The organism is Sphingomonas trueperi (assembly GCF_011927635.1).
GTDB classification, from domain to species: Bacteria; Pseudomonadota; Alphaproteobacteria; order Sphingomonadales; family Sphingomonadaceae; genus Sphingomonas; species Sphingomonas trueperi.
Genome location: NZ_JAATJB010000013.1, coordinates 92,980 through 115,863, shown reverse-complemented (window position 1 = coordinate 115,863; position 22,884 = coordinate 92,980). Strand labels below are relative to the sequence as shown.

At 65.8% G+C, this 22,884-nt stretch carries 26 protein-coding genes and 1 pseudogene; 25 read left to right on the top strand and 2 right to left on the bottom strand.

Features of this window, described 5'->3' with window-relative positions; genetic code table 11:
- Nucleotides 1-58: 58 nt before the first annotated feature.
- Nucleotides 59-349, bottom strand: a complete 291-nt coding sequence (locus GGR89_RS17795; RefSeq protein ID WP_167713026.1) for a hypothetical protein — start codon at nt 347-349, stop codon at nt 59-61.
- A 179-nt stretch (nt 350-528) separates the two neighbouring features.
- Nucleotides 529-1,119, bottom strand: coding sequence for a hypothetical protein (locus GGR89_RS22410; RefSeq protein ID WP_235926271.1), 591 nt, complete (start codon nt 1,117-1,119; stop codon nt 529-531).
- Here GGR89_RS22410 and GGR89_RS17785 point away from each other — a divergent pair.
- The 25 genes and pseudogenes from GGR89_RS17785 to GGR89_RS17670 all read left to right on the top strand — a co-directional run bounded on the left by GGR89_RS17785 (nt 1,118) and on the right by GGR89_RS17670 (nt 22,884).
- A complete protein-coding gene (locus GGR89_RS17785) occupies nt 1,118-5,446 on the top strand; it encodes a strawberry notch family protein (RefSeq protein ID WP_167713024.1) in 4,329 nt (1,442 codons plus the stop codon). The two genes, GGR89_RS22410 and GGR89_RS17785, sit on opposite strands and share 2 nt — an antisense overlap.
- Entirely contained in the window at nt 5,446-6,483 is a 1,038-nt protein-coding gene (locus GGR89_RS17780) for a DUF7146 domain-containing protein (RefSeq protein ID WP_151606857.1), read from the top strand. Before GGR89_RS17785 ends, GGR89_RS17780 begins: the two co-directional genes overlap by 1 nt.
- Before the next feature lie 312 nt (nt 6,484-6,795).
- Nucleotides 6,796-7,719: a DUF2493 domain-containing protein gene (locus GGR89_RS17775; RefSeq protein ID WP_151606859.1), complete on the top strand. Its 924-nt coding sequence runs from the start codon at nt 6,796-6,798 to the stop codon at nt 7,717-7,719.
- On the top strand, nt 7,716-8,387 hold the full coding sequence (locus tag GGR89_RS17770; protein WP_210385375.1) for a hypothetical protein: 672 nt from the start codon (nt 7,716-7,718) through the stop codon (nt 8,385-8,387). Before GGR89_RS17775 ends, GGR89_RS17770 begins: the two co-directional genes overlap by 4 nt.
- 218 nt (nt 8,388-8,605) lie before the next feature.
- On the top strand, nt 8,606-8,773 hold the full coding sequence (locus tag GGR89_RS17765; protein ID WP_167713022.1) for a hypothetical protein: 168 nt from the start codon (nt 8,606-8,608) through the stop codon (nt 8,771-8,773).
- A 140-nt stretch (nt 8,774-8,913) separates the two neighbouring features.
- Nucleotides 8,914-9,357 carry a hypothetical protein gene (locus GGR89_RS17760; RefSeq protein ID WP_151606861.1) on the top strand — a complete coding sequence of 148 codons (444 nt, stop codon included), beginning with the start codon at nt 8,914-8,916 and terminating at the stop codon, nt 9,355-9,357.
- A 564-nt stretch (nt 9,358-9,921) separates the two neighbouring features.
- On the top strand, nt 9,922-10,245 hold the full coding sequence (locus tag GGR89_RS17755) for a DUF736 domain-containing protein (protein ID WP_151606863.1): 324 nt from the start codon (nt 9,922-9,924) through the stop codon (nt 10,243-10,245).
- A 185-nt stretch (nt 10,246-10,430) separates the two neighbouring features.
- The gene (locus GGR89_RS17750) at nt 10,431-10,676 is read left to right on the top strand and encodes a helix-turn-helix domain-containing protein (RefSeq protein ID WP_151606865.1); all 246 of its coding nucleotides are present in this window, start codon (nt 10,431-10,433) and stop codon (nt 10,674-10,676) included.
- Nucleotides 10,677-10,803: 127 nt separating this feature from the next.
- Nucleotides 10,804-11,070, top strand: coding sequence for a DNA -binding domain-containing protein (locus GGR89_RS17745; protein ID WP_313922830.1), 267 nt, complete (start codon nt 10,804-10,806; stop codon nt 11,068-11,070).
- A 98-nt stretch (nt 11,071-11,168) separates the two neighbouring features.
- Nucleotides 11,169-11,495 carry a transcriptional regulator domain-containing protein gene (locus GGR89_RS22405; protein ID WP_313924753.1) on the top strand — a complete coding sequence of 109 codons (327 nt, stop codon included), beginning with the start codon at nt 11,169-11,171 and terminating at the stop codon, nt 11,493-11,495.
- A complete protein-coding gene (locus tag GGR89_RS17740) occupies nt 11,422-11,964 on the top strand; it encodes a DUF2285 domain-containing protein (protein WP_232252423.1) in 543 nt (180 codons plus the stop codon). The genes GGR89_RS22405 and GGR89_RS17740 overlap by 74 nt, the downstream gene beginning before the upstream one ends.
- A 141-nt stretch (nt 11,965-12,105) precedes the next feature.
- The gene (locus GGR89_RS17735; protein ID WP_151606869.1) at nt 12,106-12,387 is read left to right on the top strand and encodes a helix-turn-helix transcriptional regulator; all 282 of its coding nucleotides are present in this window, start codon (nt 12,106-12,108) and stop codon (nt 12,385-12,387) included.
- A 19-nt stretch (nt 12,388-12,406) separates the two neighbouring features.
- Nucleotides 12,407-13,222, top strand: a pseudogene (locus GGR89_RS17730) (replication initiator protein A); the annotation flags it as partial.
- 305 nt (nt 13,223-13,527) lie between these two features.
- Nucleotides 13,528-14,166 carry a ParA family partition ATPase gene (gene parA / locus GGR89_RS17725; protein ID WP_151606872.1) on the top strand — a complete coding sequence of 213 codons (639 nt, stop codon included), beginning with the start codon at nt 13,528-13,530 and terminating at the stop codon, nt 14,164-14,166.
- A complete protein-coding gene (locus tag GGR89_RS17720) occupies nt 14,163-14,417 on the top strand; it encodes a hypothetical protein (RefSeq protein WP_151606874.1) in 255 nt (84 codons plus the stop codon). The genes parA and GGR89_RS17720 overlap by 4 nt, the downstream gene beginning before the upstream one ends.
- Entirely contained in the window at nt 14,414-14,932 is a 519-nt protein-coding gene (locus tag GGR89_RS17715; RefSeq protein ID WP_151606876.1) for a DUF2840 domain-containing protein, read from the top strand. Before GGR89_RS17720 ends, GGR89_RS17715 begins: the two co-directional genes overlap by 4 nt.
- A complete protein-coding gene (locus GGR89_RS17710; RefSeq protein WP_151606878.1) occupies nt 14,929-15,474 on the top strand; it encodes a S26 family signal peptidase in 546 nt (181 codons plus the stop codon). The genes GGR89_RS17715 and GGR89_RS17710 overlap by 4 nt, the downstream gene beginning before the upstream one ends.
- Before the next feature lie 47 nt (nt 15,475-15,521).
- Nucleotides 15,522-15,857, top strand: a complete 336-nt coding sequence (locus GGR89_RS17705; RefSeq protein ID WP_151606880.1) for a DUF736 domain-containing protein — start codon at nt 15,522-15,524, stop codon at nt 15,855-15,857.
- 4 nt (nt 15,858-15,861) lie between these two features.
- Nucleotides 15,862-16,638, top strand: coding sequence for a lytic transglycosylase domain-containing protein (locus tag GGR89_RS17700; protein WP_151607416.1), 777 nt, complete (start codon nt 15,862-15,864; stop codon nt 16,636-16,638).
- A gap of 247 nt (nt 16,639-16,885) precedes the next feature.
- A complete protein-coding gene (locus tag GGR89_RS17695; protein WP_151606882.1) occupies nt 16,886-18,640 on the top strand; it encodes a relaxase/mobilization nuclease domain-containing protein in 1,755 nt (584 codons plus the stop codon).
- A gap of 32 nt (nt 18,641-18,672) precedes the next feature.
- Nucleotides 18,673-20,664, top strand: a complete 1,992-nt coding sequence (locus GGR89_RS17690) for a conjugal transfer protein TraG (RefSeq protein WP_151606884.1) — start codon at nt 18,673-18,675, stop codon at nt 20,662-20,664.
- 9 nt (nt 20,665-20,673) lie between these two features.
- Nucleotides 20,674-21,120, top strand: coding sequence for a ribbon-helix-helix domain-containing protein (locus GGR89_RS17685; protein ID WP_151606886.1), 447 nt, complete (start codon nt 20,674-20,676; stop codon nt 21,118-21,120).
- A 218-nt stretch (nt 21,121-21,338) separates the two neighbouring features.
- Nucleotides 21,339-22,274 (top strand): P-type conjugative transfer ATPase TrbB, encoded by a 936-nt coding sequence (gene trbB, locus GGR89_RS17680; RefSeq protein WP_209092347.1) that lies wholly within the window; start codon nt 21,339-21,341, stop codon nt 22,272-22,274.
- Nucleotides 22,271-22,603, top strand: a complete 333-nt coding sequence (locus GGR89_RS17675) for a TrbC/VirB2 family type IV secretion system protein (RefSeq protein WP_151606890.1) — start codon at nt 22,271-22,273, stop codon at nt 22,601-22,603. The genes trbB and GGR89_RS17675 overlap by 4 nt, the downstream gene beginning before the upstream one ends.
- Nucleotides 22,603-22,884, top strand: a complete 282-nt coding sequence (locus tag GGR89_RS17670; protein ID WP_151606891.1) for a VirB3 family type IV secretion system protein — start codon at nt 22,603-22,605, stop codon at nt 22,882-22,884. The genes GGR89_RS17675 and GGR89_RS17670 overlap by 1 nt, the downstream gene beginning before the upstream one ends.

Below are 22,884 nucleotides of genomic sequence, written 5' to 3'. Positions count from 1 at the left end.
AGGCCCCCTGTCTACCGAACCATCCAGAGGAGCCCGGCTCAGCGCCGGGCTCCTGGCTTCATGTCGGCGAACCTGACGAAAGCCATATCCTGACGTCTTCCAGATGAAGGCGCAGGGTCTCGGCCGCATCAGCGGCTATGAGATGCGGAGTTCCTCCGAACAGCACGGGATAGCGGAAGCGTTGGTCGTAATGCGGCCCGTCAAGCAAGTCGACCAGCGCCGCCAGCTCTTCATTCGCATGCCCCGAGAAGCCACTTGAAAGAGCCTGCCGACAACAGCGGTCGAGGCTGTGACCGGCCATCATCAACCATTCTTCGTCCCGGCCCGCATGAGCCAGAACGGCCTTCATTGACAGTTCAACCGCATGCCCGACCATCATATGAAAAGGCGCGACCGCCTGGTCGGCCTGGGGCGCGAGAGCTTCCACTGCAACGACCTAGCTTTCAGCCATCGCGAAATAATCCTGCGCCCTCGAATGCGCAGGCCGCGATCGCCCTACTAGGGAAACGTCGCCATCCTCGACCGCCTCTACCATACCGCAACCTCCCACTGGCCTTTCACTCGCGCGAAGCCGATCGGCCGGTTCTGCGGCGTCGCGCCCGCCTTGGTTGGATCCATGACGAGCTGCGTCATGCAGGTGACGCCCGGACCGACGCCACCGGGCGAGCAGTCGCCGAGCTTCAGTGTGGCCTTGGTGAGCGCAGTCCCCGTGAACAGGCGATGGCGGCGGACCGCCGCCGTCGCCTCACTGTCCGTCGGCTGCGCGACCCCGGCCGCGACAGCCGGCGACGCGGACACCGGCGCGATCACCGGCCGGAGAACGAACCCCGCGCCGAACCCGACCGCCAGACAACCCGCCGCAATGATGCCGCTCGCGCTGCCCTTCATCTCGCCTGCCTCTTTCTCACCCGGCACGGCGAACTCCAGTAAGCTGAGGCGCCGCGGCTTCTTTTCCCAGGAAAGTTTAGCGTCAGATCGCCGCCGCCGGAAGGCGGAGCGATGAATCGGGCTCACCCCGCGCCAGAGTGAGAGGACGGCCGGGACGGGTTTGAGCCCGTCCGGTCGAGAGAGAGCGTCGGGCCGGCTCGTCCGTCTCAGCTCTCCGAGGTTCTCCATCATGCTCCACGCTTCGCTTCCGGCTGCCGTCCCGGCAGTCTCGCATCCGGTCGCGCCCGCGATCCCTCCGGCCTCCGCCGTGCTGGCCGCCGCCGAGCACCTCCTTCACCCACTTGAACAGGGCCGACCGGTCGACGCCGGAACGCTACGCACCGCCATGGAAGCGGCCTTCGGCGCGTCCGATGCGGCCGGCGCCTGGGACTGGAAGACGGCCTATGACGCTTGCGAGGTCGCGACGGTCCTCTTCCTGCGCAAATACGGAAAGGCGCTTTTCCGCAAAGCCGCTTCGCCGGCTTCACGCCTTTCCGCGCTGACCAAGATCGTCAGTCTTCTTCCGACGCACACGCGTCGCTCCGAAGAAGCGCAGGCCTTCCAGCAATTCTCGACGCCGGTCCCGCTCGGGCTCTCCGCCCTGACCGCGGCATCGCTGACCCCGGCAGACCGCGTGCTGGAGCCTTCGGCCGGCACCGGCCTGCTCGCGATCCTCGCCGAAATCGCCGGTTCCGCGCTCATCCTCAACGAGCTTGCGGACACGCGCGCCGATCTCCTCGCCTCACTCTTTCCGGCCATTCCGGTCACGCGCTTCGACGCCGCCCAGATCGACGATCATCTCGATCGGACGGCCGTTCCCAGCGTCATCATTATGAACCCGCCGTTCTCGGTGATGGCCAACGTCACAGGACGGGTGGCAGACGCCGCCTATCGCCATGTCGCCTCGGCCCTGGCACGTCTTGCCGATGGCGGCCGCCTGGTCGCGATCACCGGCGCAAACTTCTCACCCGACGCCCCTGCGTGGCGCGACGCCTTCATCCGTATGCAGGAGCTCGGGCGCGTTGTTTTCACGGCCGCCGTCGCGGGCTCGGTCTATGCCAAGCATGGCACGACCATCGAGACGCGCCTGACCGTCATCGACAAGGCGCCGGCCGAGGACCCCACCCGCTTTCCGGACTCGGCCGGCCTCGCACCCAATGTCGCGACGTTGCTCGCATGGATCGACCAGCAGGTTCCGGCCCGTTCGCCGGTGTCGCTCCCTAAGACGACTGTCGATGTGCCGGTCGCTCCACGCACCGTGCGCGGCTATCTCGCTCGGGCTGCGTCCGCTGCGCCTGCGCGTAGCACCGCCCAGCCCGAAGGCGTGTCGCTCGACTATGAGACGATCGACTGGACGCCGCCCGAGGGCGGTCGCCTGTCGGACTCGATCTACGAGACCTATGCGCTCCAGTCGATCCGCATCCCGGACGCGCTGCCGCATCCCACGAAGCTGGTGCAATCGGCCGCGATGGCGTCGGTCGCGCCGCCGAAGCCGAGCTATCGGCCGCTGCTTCCCACCCACATCGTCAGCGACGGCGTGCTGTCCGACGCCCAGCTCGAGACGGTGATCTATGCGGGCGAGGCTCATGGTGAATATCTCGCCGGCGCCTGGACCGTCGACGAAACCCGCGATCTCGTCTCGGCCGCGCCGGACGACGCGGCAAACGCCGTCCGTTTCCGCAAGGGCTTCATGCTGGGCGATGGCACCGGCGCCGGCAAAGGCCGCCAGTCGGCTGGGATCATCCTCGACAATTGGCTCCAGGGCCGGCGCAAGGCGGTCTGGATCTCCAAGTCGGACAAGCTGCTCGAGGACGCCCAGCGCGACTGGTCCGCGCTCGGCATGGAGCGGCTGCTGGTCACGCCCCTGTCGCGCTTCCCCCAAGGCACCGCGATCCGTTTCGCGGAAGGCATCCTTTTCACCACCTATGCCACGCTACGGTCCGACGACCGCGGTGAGAAGCTTTCGCGGGTCAAACAGATCGTCGATTGGTTGGGCTCCGATTTCGACGGAGTGATCATTTTCGACGAAAGCCACGCCATGCAAAACGCCGGTGGCGGCAAGGGAGAACGGGGCGATGTCTCGCCTTCGCAACAGGGCCGTGCGGGCTTGCGCCTCCAGCACGCCCTGCCGAACGCGCGCGTCGTGTACGTCTCAGCGACCGGCGCCACGACCGTCCACAATCTCGCCTATGCCCAGCGGCTCGGCCTGTGGGGCGGCGAGGATTTTCCCTTCGCCAACCGGGCCGAATTCGTCGAGGCGGTCGAGAATGGCGGCGTCGCGGCCATGGAGGTGCTGGCGCGCGATCTGCGCTCGCTTGGCCTCTACACATCACGATCGTTGTCCTATGACGGCATCGAATATGAGTTGCTCGAACACCAGCTCACGCCCGAGCAGACGCGCATCTACGATGCCTATGCCGGCGCCTTCGCCATCATCCACAATCATCTCGACGCGGCGATGCAGGCCGCCAACATCACCGGCGACAGCGGCACGTTGAACCGGCAGGCGAAGTCGGCCGCGCGCTCGGCGTTCGAGTCCGCCAAGCAGCGCTTTTTTGGCCATCTGCTGACCAGCATGAAGACCCCGACCTTGGTCCGCTCGATCGAGCAGGACCTGGCCGACGGCCATTCCGCCGTGATCCAGATCGTCTCGACCGGCGAAGCGCTGATGGAACGGCGTCTCGCAGAGATCCCCACCGAGGAATGGAACGACGTCCGGGTGGACATCACGCCCAGGGAATATGTCCTGGATTACCTCGCTCATTCCTTCCCGGTGCAGCTCTACGAGCCGTTCACCGACAGCGAGGGCAATCTGTCATCGCGTCCCGTCTTTCGCGACGGCCAGCCCGTCGAAAGCCGCGAAGCCGCCGCCCGGCGCGACGAGCTGATCGAACGGCTCGCCTCGCTGACGCCCGTGCCAGGCGCGCTCGACCAGATCGTCCAGCGCTTCGGCACCGACATAGTGGCCGAAGTGACGGGCCGCTCGCGCCGCGTGGTGCGCAAGGGCGACCGCCTTGCCGTCGAGAACCGAGCTGCTTCCGCCAATCTCGCGGAAACCGCCGCATTCATGGACGACCAGAGGCGCGTACTCGTCTTCTCTGACGCCGGCGGCACCGGGCGCAGCTATCACGCCGATCTCGCGGCGCGGAACCAGCGCCTGCGCGTCCATTATCTGCTCGAACCGGGTTGGAAGGCCGACGCCGCCATCCAGGGCCTTGGCCGCACCAACCGAACGAACCAGGCGCAGCCTCCACTCTTCCGGCCGATCGCGACCGACGTGAAGGCCGAGAAGCGCTTCCTCTCGACCATCGCGCGCCGGCTCGACACGCTGGGCGCGATCACACGTGGCCAGCGCCAGACCGGTGGACAGGGCCTGTTCCGCCCCGAGGACAATCTGGAATCACACTATGCGCGCGATGCGCTCCGCCAGCTCTATCTCCTGCTGGTGCGCGGCAAGGTGGAAGGGTGCTCGCTCGACCGCTTCGAGTCCGCCACCGGCCTGAAGCTGATGGACGACAAGGGCATCAAGGACGAGCTGCCGCCGATCACCACCTTCTTGAACCGGCTCCTGGCGCTGACCATCGATCTGCAGGGCGTACTCTTCACGGCGTTCGAGCAGCTCCTCACCACCAAGATCGAGGGCGCGATCCGCAGCGGCGTTTATGATCTCGGATTGGAGACGCTGCAGGCCGAGAGCTTCATCGTCACGGACAGTCAGGTGATCCACACGCATCCGGGCACCGGCGCCGAGACGCGGCTGCTCACCATCACGCGGCGCGAGCGCAATCGCCCTACCACGCTCGACATGGCGATCGACCATCTCGCCGATCCCCGCGCGCGGCTACTCGTCAACGCCCGATCCGGCCGGGCCGCTGTGCAGATCCCAGCGCCATCCATGATGCTCGACGATGGTGAGATCGAACGGCGCGTCTGCCTGATCCGGCCGATGGAGCAGCACTACGCGCCGCTGCGCATGTTGGACGAGAGCCATTGGGAGGAAGCCGACCGCGCCGCCTTCGCCGCAGCGTGGTGGGCGGAACTAAACGATGTGCCGGACTTCTCAGACAGCACGATCCATATCGTCGCCGGCCTGCTGTTGCCGATCTGGAAGCGGCTGCCCAACGAGTCGACGCGGGTCTATCGGCTCCAGACCGATGCCGGCGAGCGCATCATCGGTCGCCGCGTCTCGCCCGCCTGGGCCGCAAACGCCAGCGCCATGGGCGCAAGCACGCTCACGCCAGATGCCGCCTTCACAGCGTTGATCGACGGCACGACCACCCTCGATGTCAGTGAGGGCATGCAGTTGCGCCGCGCCCGTGTGATGGGGACCAACCGCATCGAACTATCGGGCTTCACCGACGCGATGCGTGATCGGCTGCGCGCCTATGGCCTCTTCAGCGAGATCATCTCATGGAAGCTGCGCTTCTTCGTGCCCGTTGATGCATCAGGGCCCGCCATCCTCGCCAAGCTGCTCGACACCTTCCCCGTTGCGCGCATCTCCGAGCGGGAGGCTGCGTGATGGCCAGGCAGGACGCTTCCGACCTTGCGCACAGTCTCGGCCGGCAGGCCGAGGCGGTGTGCCTGCACTATCTCTCCAGCGGACGTCGTGAGGGCCGCTACTGGCTGGTTGGCGACGCGCGCAACACGCCCGGCCGCTCGATGTACGTCCGGCTGAAGGACACACCGAAAGGCGTCGCGGGCAAATGGACCGACGCCGCCACTGGCGAACACGGCGATCTCCTCGACGTCATTCGTGAAAGCTGCGGCCTGATCGACTTCAAGGACGTGGCCGACGAGGCACGGACCTTTCTCAGCATGCCGCCGCCGGAACCGGAGCCACGATCGCACGAGCGTCGGAGCCCCGCGCCGAGCGGCTCGCCGGAAGCGGCGCGGCGTCTCATCGGCATGTCGCAGCCGATAACGGGCACAATCGTGCAAGCGTATTTACGGGAACGTGGCATTACGGATTTACGCGGAACCGGAAGCCTTCGCTTCCATCCGCGCTGCTATTATCGGCCCGACGAGCATTCGCCGACCGAGACATGGCCGGCGATGATCGCCGCCGTCACCGATCTCGACAGCAAGATCACGGGCGCGCACCGAACCTGGCTCGATCCCCGATCGCGCGACAAGGCGCCGATCGACACGCCGAGGCGAGCCATGGGCGACCTGCTCGGCAACGCGGTGCGCTTCGGCATGGGCGGCGAGGTCATGGCGGCCGGCGAAGGCATCGAGACCGTCCTGTCGCTCCGACAGGTGCTTCCCGACATGCCGATGCTGGCGGCGCTCTCGGCAGCACATCTCGCCGCCATCCTGTTCCCCGATACGCTGCGACGGCTCTACATCGTGCGCGACAATGATCCGGCCGGTGACGGTGCGCGTGACAGCCTGATCGAACGGGCCAACGCCGTCGGGATCGAGGCGATTGTCATCTCGCCGGCGCTCGGGGACTTCAACGAGGATCTCCGCACCCTCGGCATCGAGCATCTCCGACAGCAGTCGCGGATGCAGATTGCACCCCAGGATGTCGCAAGGTTCATGGCGCTGGCGGCATAGCCCGGCACGGGAGACTGACAATGGCCGTGCGTCGTCGTGCTCGCAGATGCACCAACCGTCGGAGGGGGACCGCGTCTCGGCCTTCGAGAGGGCGATCGGCCAGCAAACGGGCCCGCCCAACAATGGCTGCGGCCGACGATTTTCCGGCGGCGCGTGCCGCGCCTTTCCATCGCGAGGCAAAATCGCCGGCCTCCGCCATCCTCCGCTGACGCTCCGGCCCTGCGCTGCGCTCCGGGTGCAGGGCCGGCCCGCCCGCCGGCTTTCGTCGCCATGAAGCCCGCGACGGTCGCGGTCCAACCGACGGAGCATCCCATGAGCGAGCACGACGACTTCGAACCGCATCACGCCTCATCACCGACCGACCATGTGCTCACCGAGCTTCAGCTCCACGGCTACCGTCCCTTCGAGGATGAACCCGACCAGCGACTCCTCCCGGACGGCAATGCGGTCGCAGGCGCCATCGCCGACATTTTCGACGCCCTGATTGGGACGCTGGAGGACACTCGCCTCGAGCCCGACCTCGACGATCTCCTCTGGTCGACGGTCAACGTCTTTCACCGCGCCACCGACCGGATCGCGCGCGAACTCGACGACAACGAGCAGGCGCAACGCCGCGGGCAGCGTGAACAGGACGGCAGCGAGGTGAAGGCCGTCGAACTCGAGCGCCTGATCGCGGAGGGCCAGACCATGATCGAACGTCAGAACGCCTTCGAACTGATGCGCGACCAGGCAGCCGAACATTACGAACGCCACGTCGGCAGGACCTGGCTTCCGCGCAGCGGGTCAAGGGTCAACCACCGCAATCTCACCTCGGCGATGATCGACAGCCGCGACTTCCTGGCAGCGAAACGGCGCGCCGAGCAGACAATCCTTCTTCCCCCTGGTCCGAAAATCCTTGTCACCGGCGGGCTCGACTTCAACGACCACCGGCTGATCTGGGCCAAGCTCGATCAGGTCCACGAAAAACACCCGGACATGGTGCTGATGCACGGCAAGTCGCCGAAAGGCGCCGAAAAGATCGCATCCCTATGGGCGACGAACCGTAACGTGCCGCAGATCGGCTTCGCACCGGACTGGACGAAGCACGGCCGCGCAGCACCCTTCAAGCGAAACGACGAGATGCTGGAAATCCTGCCCAAGGGCGTGATGCACTTCCCCGGCACCGGCATCAACGACAACCTCGCCGACAAGGCCAAGAAGCTCAGCATCCCGGTCTGGAAGTTCGGCGGCGCGTGAGCGCCGCACGACTTCAGACAACTGACCGCAATCTGATACTGTCGGTTGAAACACTGAGTTCTTGCCGACAGGAGGCGTATCTGGATCTTGACCACATTCAACTTGCCGCGCGCGATGCGCCGCTGATCATCGCATGGCCATCGCCCGGGCTCCCCGGAGGGATGATCCAATTCAACCAACCCGATGAATGGCGACGGTTCATCATCGGCCTCGGCATCGACTCCCGCATACCCGACATCGTCCAGTTCAAATTCAGACGCGCGCAGGCGCTCTATCTTCTCGGCTGGATCGATCTCGATGTGCTGAAGGCCGGCGAGCTCGCGGCGCTCATCGCCCTGGAGCTGACGCTGATGGACAGGTACGGCGGCCAGATACCGAAAAAGAAGCGCTCGTTCGCCACGCTGCTGAAGCACATGGTGGATACCGACGGCCTCGACGACGCGCACATTCCCATGATTGTTCGCACCGGCGGCACCGCAATTGGCTTCGTCACCGGCGCCTCCGAACCGTGTCTCAGCCAGCGCCGCAACGGCATGGCCCACGGCGATCCGTTCGACGGCCTACCCGTCGGCGGGCTCCTCGAACTCATCCGCGACCTCATCAACTACGCCTACCGGGATTTCATCGCCAACACTCCACCCGGGTTGCGTCCGGCTCATCATGGCTGACCGGGAAAACGAACGGCTCCTGACGCGAAAACCACCCCCGCTTATCTGCGCTGGTCCTTGGTCAGACTGATCGCCTGACGCCATCAACCCGTAAAGGGTCGGCTATGCAAGCATGCCGCCGCTTCGGCTGCGCCTGCGCGGTGATTGCAGCGTTCAGTCCGACACTTCGGGCGCCTGTCAGCGGGGGATGGTCCTCCGCTCAAACAGGAGCCGGATCGATGTCCCTCAACGACGCGCACGCCTTCGCCTTCAGCCTCGCCACCACCCTGATGGCCGCCATCATCATCTTCCAGGCCGGCGACGGCACGCTGTCGGTCACGCCTGCCAGCGAATACGACGGCGACATCGCCGCGATCGTCCATGAGATTGATCCCTTCGCCCCATAACCGGGGCGAACGGGCGCCGCCGCGCGGAAGTCTCACGCGATTTCCGCTCCCGGCGCAGCCGATTTTCAGCTATAGTTTGGTCGCGCCGTGGTGGTGGTGGAGGCGCAACCGTCAGACTTTTTCTCACGGAGGCCACCACCATGATCTTTCTCGCAATACTCGCATCCCTCGCAGCTATCGGCCTGCTTTGCTGGCTGCTGTTTACGCTGGCCGTCTTCGCACTGCCGGCGTTCGTCGGCGTGACCGCAGGGGCCTGGGCCCACGGCACCGGCGCCGGCATTCCTGGCGCGGTCCTCGTCGGCGCTGTCGCAGCCGCCATCACGCTGATGGTCGGTCACTTGCTGATCACCTTCGTCCGGCCGATGTGGCTGAAACTGGTCGTGGCCATCGCCTTCGTCGCGCCGGCGGCGATCGCCGGATTCCACGCCACACATGGTATTGTGAAGCACCTCATGCCTTCCGAGGGATGGCAGATTACCTTCTCCGTCATTGGTGCGATCGCGGTTGGTATCACCGCCTTCGTGCGGGTCGCTGGAATGGCGGCGGCCCCGGGCCCGTCTGGCCAGGACCTCGCGCGAGCCTGATTGTCGGTATCGCCGTTGCGAGGCGAGACCAGCGATGGGCGACGACCGCCCACGTCGTCTAGGCCGTTGGGATTGAGGCATGGGGTGCGGATAGACGCTAGGCCCCGGGAACGGCCCTCGTTGGAGCGACTGCCATGGCAGGACCATGTCTCGGCGGCACACCGACGATCCGGCGCGGCGATCTGCCATTTGGCGGTGGAGGGTCGGGGTCCAGCGCCAATGCCCTGCCGGGAGGAAACGAAGCCGGTGAGCATTGCCGCGACGCCGGTCTGCCGGTGCGGGATGGCCGCCATTTCTCCGTTGTCTGACCGTGCCTCAACCGCTCCAAACGGCCTCTTCAATGGCCTGATCTGGCCGAAGGCCGGCTTCGCCTCGATCGCCTATGACGCAACAGCGGCGTCGAACTTTCATCCCCTGCCGGCTGCGCCGTCATTCCTCGCGAAGCAAGAAAGCCCTCCTTTGCTGTCAGGCCCCTTCGGGGTGCGCCGTCGATCGCCTCCGGCCAACCGATCGCCATCGAGGCCGCAATGGTGCGGGCTCGGGAACGGAAAACGGAGATTTACAATGGCGACCATCGGCACCTTCAAGAAGACCGGCTCGAACGAGTTTACCGGCGAAATCGTCACCCTCAGCGTCCAGGCCAAGAACGTGCGCATCGTCCCCGACCAGCGCGCCACCGGCGAGAACGCCCCCAGCCACCGGGTCCTGGTCGGCCGCGCCGAGATCGGCGCCGCCTGGTCCAAGCGCTCCAACGAGGGCCGCGACTATCTGGGCCTCAAGCTCGATGATCCGAGCTTCAACGCTCCGATCTACGCCAACCTCTTCGACGATGAGGAGGAAAGCTTCTCCCTGATCTGGTCCCGCCCCAACGGGCGGCGCGGGGACTGAGGTCCGCGCAAAGGCCCCAGCCGGAAGGCTGGGGCCTTTGGTTTTTGCGGCGACCGAATCAGTTGCAGCCTTTATCGCTCGGAGAGAGCGTGCAGAGGCACTTCCAGCTAGAAGATCGCGCCAAGAACGACTATTATAGTCGTAGTTCTGGCGTGTTGGTTTGTGTTGGTGGGAGGTGATCATGCATGATCACCTCCCGACAATCGCGGGCCGCACGCGCGTTACTCGGATGGAGCCAGGAGACGCTCGCTGACAAGGCCCAGGTATCGCTGACCGCTCTGAAACGCCTCGAATCCGCGAGCGGCCTTGAGGTGTATGAAACTACGCGCGATCAGGTCCGGCGGGCGCTTGAAGGCCATGGCATCCTCCTCCTGACCACCGACCAGGGCGAAGGGGTGATGGTTGTCCGTGGGAAAATCGACAAGCGATAGCGCTTCATTGGAGCAGCACGCTTTGGTCGGACCGTTGCTTTCAACGGCACGGATTCTGCCGCAGTGGGACCAGCATACGGTTAACAAATAGCTCCGGAATGGATAAGAATGATTCCAGAGGACGGTTGTGATCAAGACAGACTTTTTAGACGAGCCGCCGGACAGCGCGGTGCTCACGCCCTATGATCGTGAGCACATGAAGCTCTACCTCCGCCTGCTCGACGCAGCCACGGACGGTGCCGACTGGCGCGAGGCGGTCGAGATTCTCTTCGGCCTCGATCCCAAATACGACCCCGAGCGCGCCCAACATGTCCATGACACCCATCTCGCTCGCGCTCGTTGGATGACCACACACGGCTACCGCGAGCTTGTGCGCGAAGGTTACCGTCACTGAGCGGTGGTGATGCCGCAGCGGCAACACCTGTTGCCGGCTCAAGGACTTCCTTCTTGTTGCTCAACTGGGAATCGTATCCGCCTCAAAACGCACGAATAATGCGAGCTAGGAGGATTTCGATGTCATCCGACGCATCCCGGTGGCGATCGTCATCAGAGTACGAGTACGTCGACCATCTCGCCGCTCCAGACGTCGGCTGGGAATGGCTGCGGCGAAACGAGGATTATCAACGCGACTACGCCGAACTCAGCAGCGCGTCGAGAGATTCACCGTCCGTGACCAAGGGAGCCGGCCGACGCTGGGGGTTACGATTTCCTTGTCGCCCCTGCTCTGAAGTCCACCGAGGCGCAAGTGTTCTGGCTTCCGGAGGAAGATACGGGATCGGTGATACTGACGCCGGCGCCGGCGTCCATCGCTGCGGATAGCACGCTCCTCTCGCCACCGAGACGGTCTGCGGACCTGCCGACCGAACACAGCCTTCACTTCCTGCACGATCTGAGAAACGGCCAGCGACTGCATCTGGCGCTTCCCGGCGACGGATCGGCCGAGCAGCCGCTCGTAGCGGTGATCCCACTTGGCATGGAGGGGTTCGACCGCATGGAAGCCGTTGCTCGGCTGCTGGCCTCCCTTCACGGCCGCGCCATTCCACCCGACACGCGCCTCACGCGTCAGCAACTGGCCCGCGCGCGGCGCATGCTGCAAGCAATTGACGGATATGGCGCCGGAGCGACCCAGCAGGAGATCGCCGAGGTCATCCTCCGCGTCGGCAAACTCACCCGTGACGAATGGCAAGCCGCTTCCGCCCGCCACGCCGTCGCGGGCCTCCTCGGGGATGCCCGCGCCATGATCTCGGGCGGCTATCGCAAACTGCTTCGTCATCGCCGCCGATCCTAGTCGGATCGCACGCGTCTCCTTGGTGTGGGGATTTAGTACCTCCCAAAATCCCGCTGCAACTCGCCGGTTTCCCTTCGCCATCGTGGCCTTCGTCAGCCGCTTAACGCCAGCGGCCCCCACGGACACCACGGAGGCCCGATCATGACACCCAATCTCAGCGCATTGCCGCCGCGCTTTCTACGCACCAAGGAAGCCGCGCACTTCCTGGGCTTGTCTGCCCGCACTTTGGAGAAGCACCGCACTTACGGGACCGGCCCCTCCTATCGCAAGCTCGGCGGCCGTGTCGTCTACGCGGTCGATGATCTGCAGGCCTGGACCGAACGCGGCGCGGTCACCTCGACCTCCGATCCGCGCGGCGCTGTGCTGCCCGCTAAACGCCAAGAGACCGCGCCGTCCGCGCACGCCAGCCGTTTCGCGCGCTGACCGCTCGGGCTTCCTTTCAATGACGGCGCGACATCGCCCAATCTCGGAGCGCGGACAGCTCGATCTGTTCCACGCGCTCCCCGGCGACTTCGCGCCGCGCGACGCGCAGGATCTCATGGCCTATCCGTTCTTCTCCCTCTCCAAATCCCATCGCACGGCGCCGATCGACTTCGTCGCCGGCGACGTGTCGATCCGCGTCGAGGCAGTGGCCGATCATGGCATGGCCACCATCTGGGACGCCGACATCCTGATCTGGGCGGCAAGTCAGATCGTCGAGGCGCGCGACGCCGGTTTGCTCACGTCGCGCCTGATGGCGGCGACGCCCTACGAGATTTTGAACTTCATCGGCCGCGGCGTCAGCCTGCGTGACTACCAGCGGCTGAAGGCCGCCCTTGACCGGCTCCAGTCGACGACCGTCGCCACGTCGATCCGCCAGCCGGCCGAAGGTCGCCGGCATCGGTTCTCCTGGATCAACGAATGGCAGGAACGAACTGACCGCTTTGGCAAGCCGGCCGGTATCGAGCTGATCGTGCCCGACTGGTTCTACCGCGCCGTCCTCGATGATGCGCTCGTGCTCACCATCGATCGGGCCTATTTCGATCTCACCGGCGGCCTCGACCGCTGGCTCTACCGTCTGGTGCGCAAACACGGCGGTCGACAGCGCGCCGGCTGGCGTTTCGACTTCCGCCATCTCTATCAAAAATCCGGAAGCCTCTCCCCTTTCAAACGCTTTGCCTTCGAGCTGCGCGACATCATCCGCCGCCAGCCGCTGCCCGGCTATACGCTGTTCATCGAGGTCGAGCTCGGCGGCCGAGTGCTGCTCGCCTTCGAACCGTCAGCGCCCTGTGGACAAGCTGTGGACGGCCTCGTGCTATCGGGAACCCGGACTATCGTGCCATCGGGAACCACACGCTCGTGCTATCAGGAACCCAAACAGGGGTTAAATCCCGGAAAACAAAACCGAAATCTCGCCCTTAACTTAGAGTCTAACCAAGAATCTAACTTTAGAAGACACGCGCCCGATGTGGAAAACATCGCCGACCGTCCCGAAAAGACATCCGGGACGCTGTCGAAAGGCACGCGCACCGATACTTCTAGCACGCCGCGACTCCCTCTCGATCCAGCATCGGGAGAGTCGGAATGATCGTCGCGCTCCTCAATCAAAAGGGCGGCGTCGGCAAGACGACGCTGGCCCTGCATCTCGCCGGCGAATGGGTCGCCAAGGGGAAGCGCGTCACGCTGATCGACGCCGATCCACAAGGCTCCGCGCTGGACTGGTCGCAGCAGCGCGCTCGCGAAGCGCTTCCGAGGCTCTTCGGCGTCGTCGGTCTAGCGCGCGACACACTGCATCGCGAGGCCCCGGAGCTGGCGCGCGACGCCGATCACATCGTCATCGACGGTCCGCCGCGTGTCGCCGGGCTGATGCGCTCGGCGCTGCTCGCCGCCGACCTGGTGCTGATCCCGGTGCAGCCGTCGCCGTTCGACGGCTGGGCCTCGGCCGAGATGTTATCGCTGCTCAGCGAGGCGCGCATCTATCGCCCGCAACTCATCGCCCGCTTCGTGCTGAACCGCTGTGGCGCGCGCACCGTCATCGCCCGCGCGACGGCTGATACCCTGGCCGATCACGACCCGCCGGTGCTCGCCGCCACCGTCGGCCAGCGCGTTGCCTTCGCGGACGCCGCGCAATCTGGCCGCCTCGTTTCCGAAGTGGATGAGGACAGCCCCGCCGCCCGTGAAATCGCCGCGCTCTGCGCCGAGGTCGGGAGGATCGCGCCATGAGCGAGCGATCCCCGAAGCGCAGTTTCGCCGCGCGTCCCGCCGACCCCGAAAGCTGGATTAAGGCCTCCGACGCGCCCTCCACACGCGCCTCGGCCGATGGCGGTTATAGCGCTCGACTGACTATCGACATCACATCGGATCTGCGCGGGCGCATCAAGATCGCCGCCTTCCAGCGCGGCGTCACCGTCGCCGACATGCTGCGCGAGCTGCTCGCGCGTGAATTCCCCACCATCGCGGGAGACCCGTCATGACCGGCATCGCGGCCCCCCGCGTGCGCAGCAGCGCTGCGCCGGCCAGCCCGCCGCTGTCCACAACACTGGTCGAGCTGACCTGGATCGAGAAGAAGATCGAGAACTGGATCCGGTTCGGCTGCGACATCCACGAGCAGATCCTCGATCGCCGCCGCCGTGTCATAGGCTTTGCGCCAAACAGCACTTTCGCCTTCGTCCGCTGGGCGTCGAACGAGTTCGGCACGATCATCTCGCGCATCGACATCTTGCGCGCTGTCGGGACCGGCGAGCCGTTCCAGACGCTGCCCTTCGTGCGGCCCGGTGGCGACATCCTGCTGAAGATTGAAGGTTGGCCCAAGGTCGAGCGGGTGCTGCAGGCGGTCGACGCGATCGAGTCGATCGGTGTCGATCCGGCAGATGTATCGTCTGATCACTGGCGCCACGTCCACAACCGCCTGACCGCTGGCGAAGAGCCGCGCGCCTACAGCGCCGAGCAGCATCGCGCCTTCCTTCTGCGCAGGAGGGCCGAGCCATGAGCCGCTTCGGCTATGTCATGGCGACGTATTTCGCGGCGATGGGGCTCGTCATCGCAGCCGTCCTCCCGCTGCCGCTCAAACTCATCTGGAACGCGTCCGCGAGCGTGCCAATTGGCCTTTACACGATCGATCCCGATCATCTTCCGGAAGTCACCGACCTTGTCGCCGTCGATGCGCCCGAACCGCTCGCGACCTTCCTGGCCGATCGCGGTTACCTGCCGCGCGGTGTGCCGCTGATGAAGCGCGTCGCCGGCGTTGCCGGGCAGCGCGTCTGTCGCACAGGCCGCATGGTTTCGGTCAACGGCGTGGACATGGCCGAGGCGCTCGAGCGCGATCGATCGGGCCGCCCCTTGCCGAGTTGGCAAGGCTGCCGGCTGCTCGGAGTTGGCGAGATTTTCCTGATGAACTGGCAGGTCCGCGACAGCCTCGACGGCCGCTACTTCGGTCCCGTCTCGACCGACATGATCCTCGGTCGGGCGACGCCTCTCTACACCGATGAAGACGGCAAAGGCCGCTTCGAATGGCGCGCGCCAACGCGGTGACGCGCGCGTCCATCCCGTCCTCCACCGCATCGCAAAGGAGCCGTCCCATGCCCCAGATCGGAGAATTCACCCGCACGAAGTCGGGCTATTCCGGCCGTATCCGCACCCTCTCTCTCGACATCGAGCTGACGGTCGTTCCGGCTGAGCTGTCCGACGCCGAGAACGCGCCCGACTATCGCATCCATCTTCGCGACGAGGACGGCCCAGAGGTCGGCGCCGGCTGGAAACGCACTGGCGAACGTGCCGGCGACTATGTCTCTTTGCAGCTCGACGATCCCGTCTTCACGCAGCCGATCCGCGCCAATCTGTTCCAGTCGGGCGACGACAAGACCGTCTGGGGGTTGCACTGGAACCGCCCGCCCAAGCGTGCCGAGCGGGATTGAGCCGATGCGCTGGCCGGTCCCATTTAGCTTCAATGTCACTGCTGCCGGGCGTCATCGCGCCGCCCGGCACGCGGGTCTCCTTCTCCTTACCGGCCTGTCTCTCGTCCCCGTGCCAACGGCCGTGACGCTGGCGCAGAGCGCGCCGGTGGAACGTCCACGCCCGGCCGATCCCTATGCAGCCTACATCACGGAAGCCGCACAACGGTTCGGCATTCCAGCGGCCTGGATCCGGGCGGTCATGCGTGTCGAAAGCGCAAATGACCTTCGCGCTATTTCGCCGAAGGGCGCGATGGGCCTGATGCAGATTATGCCGGCGACCTGGGCGGAGCTGCGCGTCCGTCATTCGCTCGGCACGGACCCCTTCAATCCGCGCGACAACATGCTGGCGGGCGCGGCGTACCTGCGTGAAATGCACGACCGGTATGGCTCTCCCGGCTTTCTTGCCGCCTACAATGCGGGACCCGGCCGATATGAGGAGTATCTCGCCGGCCGTCCCTTACCGGCGGAGACACGCGCCTATATGGCCGCGCTCCTCCCTATCTTCGGCGGCGGTGACCTGACCGCTCCGGCGACCATCGTTGCCGCCGCCGATCCGCAAGCCTGGACGCGCGCACCACTGTTCATCGCGCAGCCGGAGCGCACAGCGGCGGCCGATCCTGTGCAGCGCGACGGTGCTCGGGACGTTGCGCAGACAGTGACGATCACGCGCGATGTCTCCGCCATCGTCCCGCAGTCGGGCGGCCTGTTCGTCGCCCGCAATCGTGTGGGACAGCCGCAATGATGGCATTCGCACTCTGGCGCGGTGTAGCGGGCTTCCGGTCAGGTTGGGCGGGAGGATGGAGCTGGCAGGGAAACACGACCAACAGACGGCGAGATAAAAGCGCATGCCCGAAACGCTGTAAGCCTCTGAGGAGGCTTGCGTTTTGGCGTGCATGGCGGTCGGTCGCGGGCATGAAGCCCGGTTTTTGTGAAGTATTTCAAGGCCTCCGTATGCACGGCCCTGAATTGCCGCTGTCCGGAGCTTCAGCATGAGCGAGGGCGACAGCGATTTTCGGGTCCGGCCTGGCCGCATCAAAACCACGCGCGCACCCAAGGCGAAGAGCTTCCTCAACCAGGTGCTCCGGGCCGCGAAGAAGGCGGGGCATACCGGCGCCCCGACGTCAGGTAGACGCGCGTCCGGCTATGGCCGCTCGACCTTCGGCCGGGGACGCGGCAGTTTCAGCCGCAGCCGCCTGTTCTCATCGTCCCGCCGCGTCGTCGTCAAGGCGCGCGTCGTGCGCCACCAGGGCCGGTCCTTCCGCTCGGCGCCGCTGTCAGCCCATCTCTCCTACCTCAAGCGCGAGGGTGTCGGCCGGGACGGAGAAAAGGGCGTCATGTTCGACGCCGGCTCCGATCGCACCGACGACCTCGCCTTTGCCGACCGCTGCAAGGACGACCGGCATCATTTCCGCTTCATCGTCTCGCCGGAGGACGCCGAGATGACCGACCTCAAGGCCTTCACGCGCGACCTCGCACAGCAGATGGAAGCCGATCTGGGGACGCGGCTCGACTGGGTCGCCGTCGATCACTGGAATACCGACAATCCGCACGTCCATCTGCTCGTGCGCGGCGTGGATGAGGCCGGCGCCGATCTCGTGATCTCGCGCGACTACATCAGCCGGGGCCTTCGCTCGCGCGCCGAGGATCTGGTGTCGATCGAGCTTGGCCCCAAGCCCGAGCACGAAATCCGCAACGCCCTGGAGAAGGAAGTCACCGCGGAACGCTGGACGCGACTCGATGTCGAGATCCACGGCCACGCCGACGATGTCGGCGCCATCGACCTGCGTCCTGAGGCACGCGGCCCCGCCGATCCCGAGACCCGACGGCTGATGATCGGCCGCCTCCAGCATCTGGAGAAGATGGGGCTCGCCACGTCGGCCGGTCCCGGAGAATGGTTGGTGGGGCTGGAAGCCGAACGCCATCTTCGCGACATCGGCATCCGCGGCGACATCATCAAGACCATGCACCGCGCCTTCACCGAGCGCGGCCAGGATCGCGGCGTCGCCGACTATGTCATCGAGGGCGAACCTGGCTCGCCGATCATCGGCCGACTGGTCGACAAGGGCCTCCACGACGAACTGACCGGCGAAGCCTATGCCGTGATCGACGGCACCGACGGCCGCGCCCACCATGTTCGCTTTCGCGGCATCGAAGCCTTCGAGCACGCGCCGCCTGCCGGTGGCATCGTCGAGGTTCGGCGCTTCGGTGGGTCGGAGGACCAGCGACCGACGCTGGTGCTCGCCACCCGTTCCGATCTCGATCTTCGCACCCAGGTCACCGCGCCGGGCGCCACCTGGCTAGACCATCGTCTGGTCGAGCGCGAACAGATGCCGCTCTCCATGGGTGGGTTCGGCCGCGCGGCGCGCGACGCCATGCAGGCCCGCGCCGAACATCTCGCTGACGAAGGACTCGGCCGCCGCCAGGGTCAGCGCATTATCCTCCAGCGCGATCTCCTCAACACGCTGCGCCGGCGCGAACTGGACGCCGTTGGCGAGAAGCTGTCGGCCGAGACTGGGATGCTGCATGTCAAGGCCGCGGCCGGCGAGCATGTCTCGGGGATCTATCGCCAGCGCCTGACGCTCTCCTCGGGCCGCTTCGCCATGATCGACAATGGGCTCGGCTTCCAGCTCGTGCCCTGGTCGCGCGAGATCGAACGCAAACTCGGCCAGCACATCGCAGGCGTCGCCCGCGATGGCGGTGGCATCGAGTGGAGCCTGGGGCGCAAGCGCGACCTCGGCCTTTAGCCACCAGCAAGAAGAAGAAAGGAGCAACGCTGATGTCCGCGACCAAAATCCTCTGGGGCCAGATCACCATCGTCTTCCTGATCGTGCTGATCACGACCTGGTCGGCGACGCAGTATGTCGCCTGGCAGCTTGGCTTTCAGGCGCAGCTTGGAGCGCCGTGGTTCAAGCTACTAGGAATGCCGGTCTACTTCCCCCCTGCCTTCTTCGCCTGGTGGTTCTCCTACGACGCCTATGCGCCGGAGATTTTCACCAAGGGCGCCTTCATCGCAGCGTCGGGCGGGTTCGTCTCGATCGCGGTCGCCATCGGCATGTCCGTCTGGCGCGCGCGGGAAGCGAAGAATGCCGAGACCTATGGCTCGGCGCGCTGGGCCGAGAAGGGAGAGGTGAAGGCGGCCGGGCTGCTTGGCCCGGATGGCGTAGTGCTGGGCAAGCTGGACCGCGACTATCTGCGCCATGACGGGCCGGAGCATGTGCTGTGCTTCGCGCCGACGCGCTCCGGCAAGGGTGTCGGCCTGGTCGTGCCGTCGTTGCTGACCTGGCCGGGCTCGGTCATCGTCCACGACATCAAGGGCGAGAACTGGCAGCTCACCGCCGGCTTCCGGGCTAAGCATGGCCGCGTGATGTTGTTCGATCCGACCAACCCGAAATCCGCCGCCTACAATCCGCTGCTCGAGGTGCGCCGCGGCGATTGGGAAGTCCGTGACGTCCAGAACGTCGCCGACGTGCTGGTCGATCCGGAAGGTTCGCTCGACAAGCGCAATCACTGGGAGAAGACCAGCCACTCGCTGCTGGTCGGCGCGATCCTGCATGTCCTCTACGCCGAGGCGGACAAGACGCTCGCCGGCGTCGCAGGCTTCCTCTCGGATCCAAAGCGGCCGATCGAAACCACGCTAAAGGCGATGATGACAACGCCGCACCTCGGCGAAGCCGGGCCGCATCCCGTGGTCGCGTCCACGGCGCGCGAGCTGTTGAACAAATCCGACAACGAGCGCTCCGGCGTGCTCTCGACCGCCATGTCGTTTCTCGGCCTCTATCGCGATCCCGTGGTCGCTCAGGTGACGCGGCGCTGCGACTGGCGCATCGCTGATCTGATCGCTGATCCGCGGCCGGCGACGCTCTACCTCGTGGTGCCGCCATCCGACATCTCGCGGACCAAGCCGCTCATCCGCCTCGTGTTGAACCAGATCGGTCGGCGCCTGACCGAGGACATGCACGCCAAGGAACGCAAGCATCGCGTGCTGATGATGCTCGACGAGTTTCCGGCGCTTGGCCGCCTCGACTTCTTCGAGTCCGCGCTGGCCTTCATGGCGGGCTACGGCATCAAGAGCTTTCTGATCGCGCAGTCGCTGAACCAGATCGAGAAGGCTTACGGGGCGAACAACTCGATCCTCGACAACTGCCATGTCCGGGTCAGCTTCGCGACCAACGACGAACGGACCGCGAAGCGCGTCTCCGATGCGCTCGGCACCGCGACCGAGATGAAGGCGATGAGAAACTATGCCGGGCACCGGCTTTCGCCCTGGCTCGGCCACCTCATGGTCTCACGCTCGGAAACTGCCCGCCCGCTGCTCACCCCCGGCGAGGTGATGCAGCTCCCGCCCGCAGACGAGATCGTCATGGTCGCCGGCACCGCGCCGATCCGGGCCAAGAAGGCACGCTACTACGAGGATGCCCGGTTCAAGGAACGCGTGCTGTCCCCGCCCGATCCGCAGAGGTCCGGGCGCACATCCCGCGCTGACGGCTGGTCGACGCTTGTCCCACAGAAGCCGAACACGGCGCTGCTGGCCGAGATGGAGAAGGCGCAGGGCGACCAGGCCAATAGCGGCCTGCGCCGCGAACCCGAGCTTCCGGACCATGTCGCCATCGTCAAGGAGACGACTGACCAGAAACCGGCGGAGGAGTTCGCGATCATGCTCGACGAGGAGCCCGAAGATGTCGCCCGCCAGCGTCAGGCGCTGCGCCGGCAGATGACCGGCGTGGCGCGTCAGGTCTCGCTCGATCCCAATGACGGCATGGATCTCTAGGAGGCGGCGATGCGGGACCGCCTGAACCTCACCTTGCCCGTCGAGATGATCACCCGGATCAACGAGCTGTCGGAACGCAAGAAGATCCCGCGATCGGCCATCGTCGAGGCGGCCGTGGCGTCATTCCTTTCGCCCGACGCCGCCGATCGACGCGAAGCCGCCTTCACCCGCCGGATGGACCGACTCTCGCGCCAGGCGCAACGCCTCGAGCGCGATCTTGGCGTCACGGCCGAAACGCTGGCGCTCTTCGTCCGCTTCTGGCTGACGATCACGCCGCCATTGCCGGGCGACGCGCAGGCCGCGGCTCAGATCAAGGGTCGCGAGCGCTTCGAAGGCTTCATCGAGACGCTCGGCAAAAGGCTTCAGAAGGGTCAAAGCTTCCTCCGGGAAATCCCGGACGATGTTGCCGGAAGGGTCCGCGGCGATGACGACGACTCGCCGCCAGAGGACCGATAGTGTCCGCTTGTCGTCGATCAAGTCGGAACCGATTCCGCCGTTCTCCTGTATTTGCACGCTAGGCTACTACGACGATCTAATCTTGTTGAACCGGCCTGACTTCTGGCTCTTTTAATCATCCCCGATCCAGGGCCGCGCGTCGTGCGCGCCCGCGAAAGAACGGGGACGACGTGGCGGCAGCACACCAGAAATCCGAAGCGATCATGCGGGGTGCGCGCATGTTGCGCACCGCCCTTGGCCCCGCCATCGCCCGGTTCCTGGAAGATCCCGCGATCGTCGAGGTGATGCTCAACCCCGACGGACGGCTCTGGATCGACCGCCTTTCCGAAGGGCTTTCCGATACGGGTGAGCGCCTCTCCGCCGCCGATGGCGAGCGGATCGTGCGCTTGGTCGCGCACCATGTCGGCGCGGAGGTCCATCCCGGCAGCCCCCGCGTCTCCGCCGAGCTCCCCGAAACAGGAGAGCGGTTCGAAGGTCTGCTGCCCCCTATCGTCTCATCGCCCGCCTTCGCGATCCGCAAGCCCGCCGTCGCTGTCTTCACCCTCGATGATTACGTCGCCGCCGGGATCATGACGGGTCCCCAAGCCGAGGCGCTGCGCGATGCCGTGGCGTCTCGGCAAAACATCCTCGTCGCCGGCGGCACCTCGACCGGCAAGACGACACTCACCAACGCGCTGCTGGCCGAGGTCGCCAAGACGGACGATCGCGTCGTCCTGATCGAGGATACGCGCGAGCTGCAATGCGCCGCGCCCAATCTCGTTGCGCTGCGCACCAAGGACGGCGTCGTCTCGCTCTCAGATCTGGTGCGCTCCAGCCTGCGGCTCCGTCCAGACCGGATCCCGATTGGCGAGGTCCGCGGCGCTGAAGCCCTCGACCTTTTGAAAGCTTGGGGCACCGGCCACCCGGGCGGCATTGGCACCATACACGCCGGCACGGCGATCGGCGCAGTGCGCCGCCTCGAGCAACTCATCCAGGAAGCCGTGGTCACCGTCCCGCGCGCGCTGATCGCCGAGACCATCGATATCGTCGCCGTGCTTTCCGGCCGCGGCGCCCAGCGTCGCCTTGCCGAACTTGCCCGCGTCGATGGGCTCGGCCCGACCGGCGACTATGCCATCACCCAAGCAGCATCCAAACCATCAGGAGATCCAGCATGATCCGTCATTCGCTCCGCATACGCCGTCACATCGCGATGGCGGCGTGTGTCACCTTCCTGTCGATCGCTCTGGCGCCCGCCGCCCACGCGTCGGGCTCGTCCATGCCGTGGGAGCAGCCGCTCCAGCAGATCCTCCAGTCGATCGAAGGTCCGGTCGCCAAGATCATCGCCGTGATCATCATCATCGTCACCGGCCTGACGCTCGCCTTCGGTGACACGTCGGGCGGCTTCCGCCGGCTGATCCAGATCGTCTTCGGCCTGTCGATCGCGTTCGCGGCCAGCTCGTTCTTCCTGTCGTTCTTCTCGTTCGGCGGCGGAGCGCTCGTCTGATGGCGGGTCCGGCCGATTACGCCGGCGAGGTGCCGGGCTTCAGTGTGCCCGTCCACCGGGCGCTGACCGAGCACATCCTGCTCGGCGGCGCCCCGCGCTCGATCGCCATCCTCAACGGCACGCTGGCCGCGGCGCTCGGGCTCGGCCTTCGCCTCTGGCTGGTCGGCCTTGGCCTTTGGGCCATTGGCCACTTCGCCGCCGTCTGGGCGGCCAAGCGCGATCCCCAATTCGTCGACGTGGTGCGCCGCCATCTGCGCATCCCCGGCCACTTGGCGGTCTGA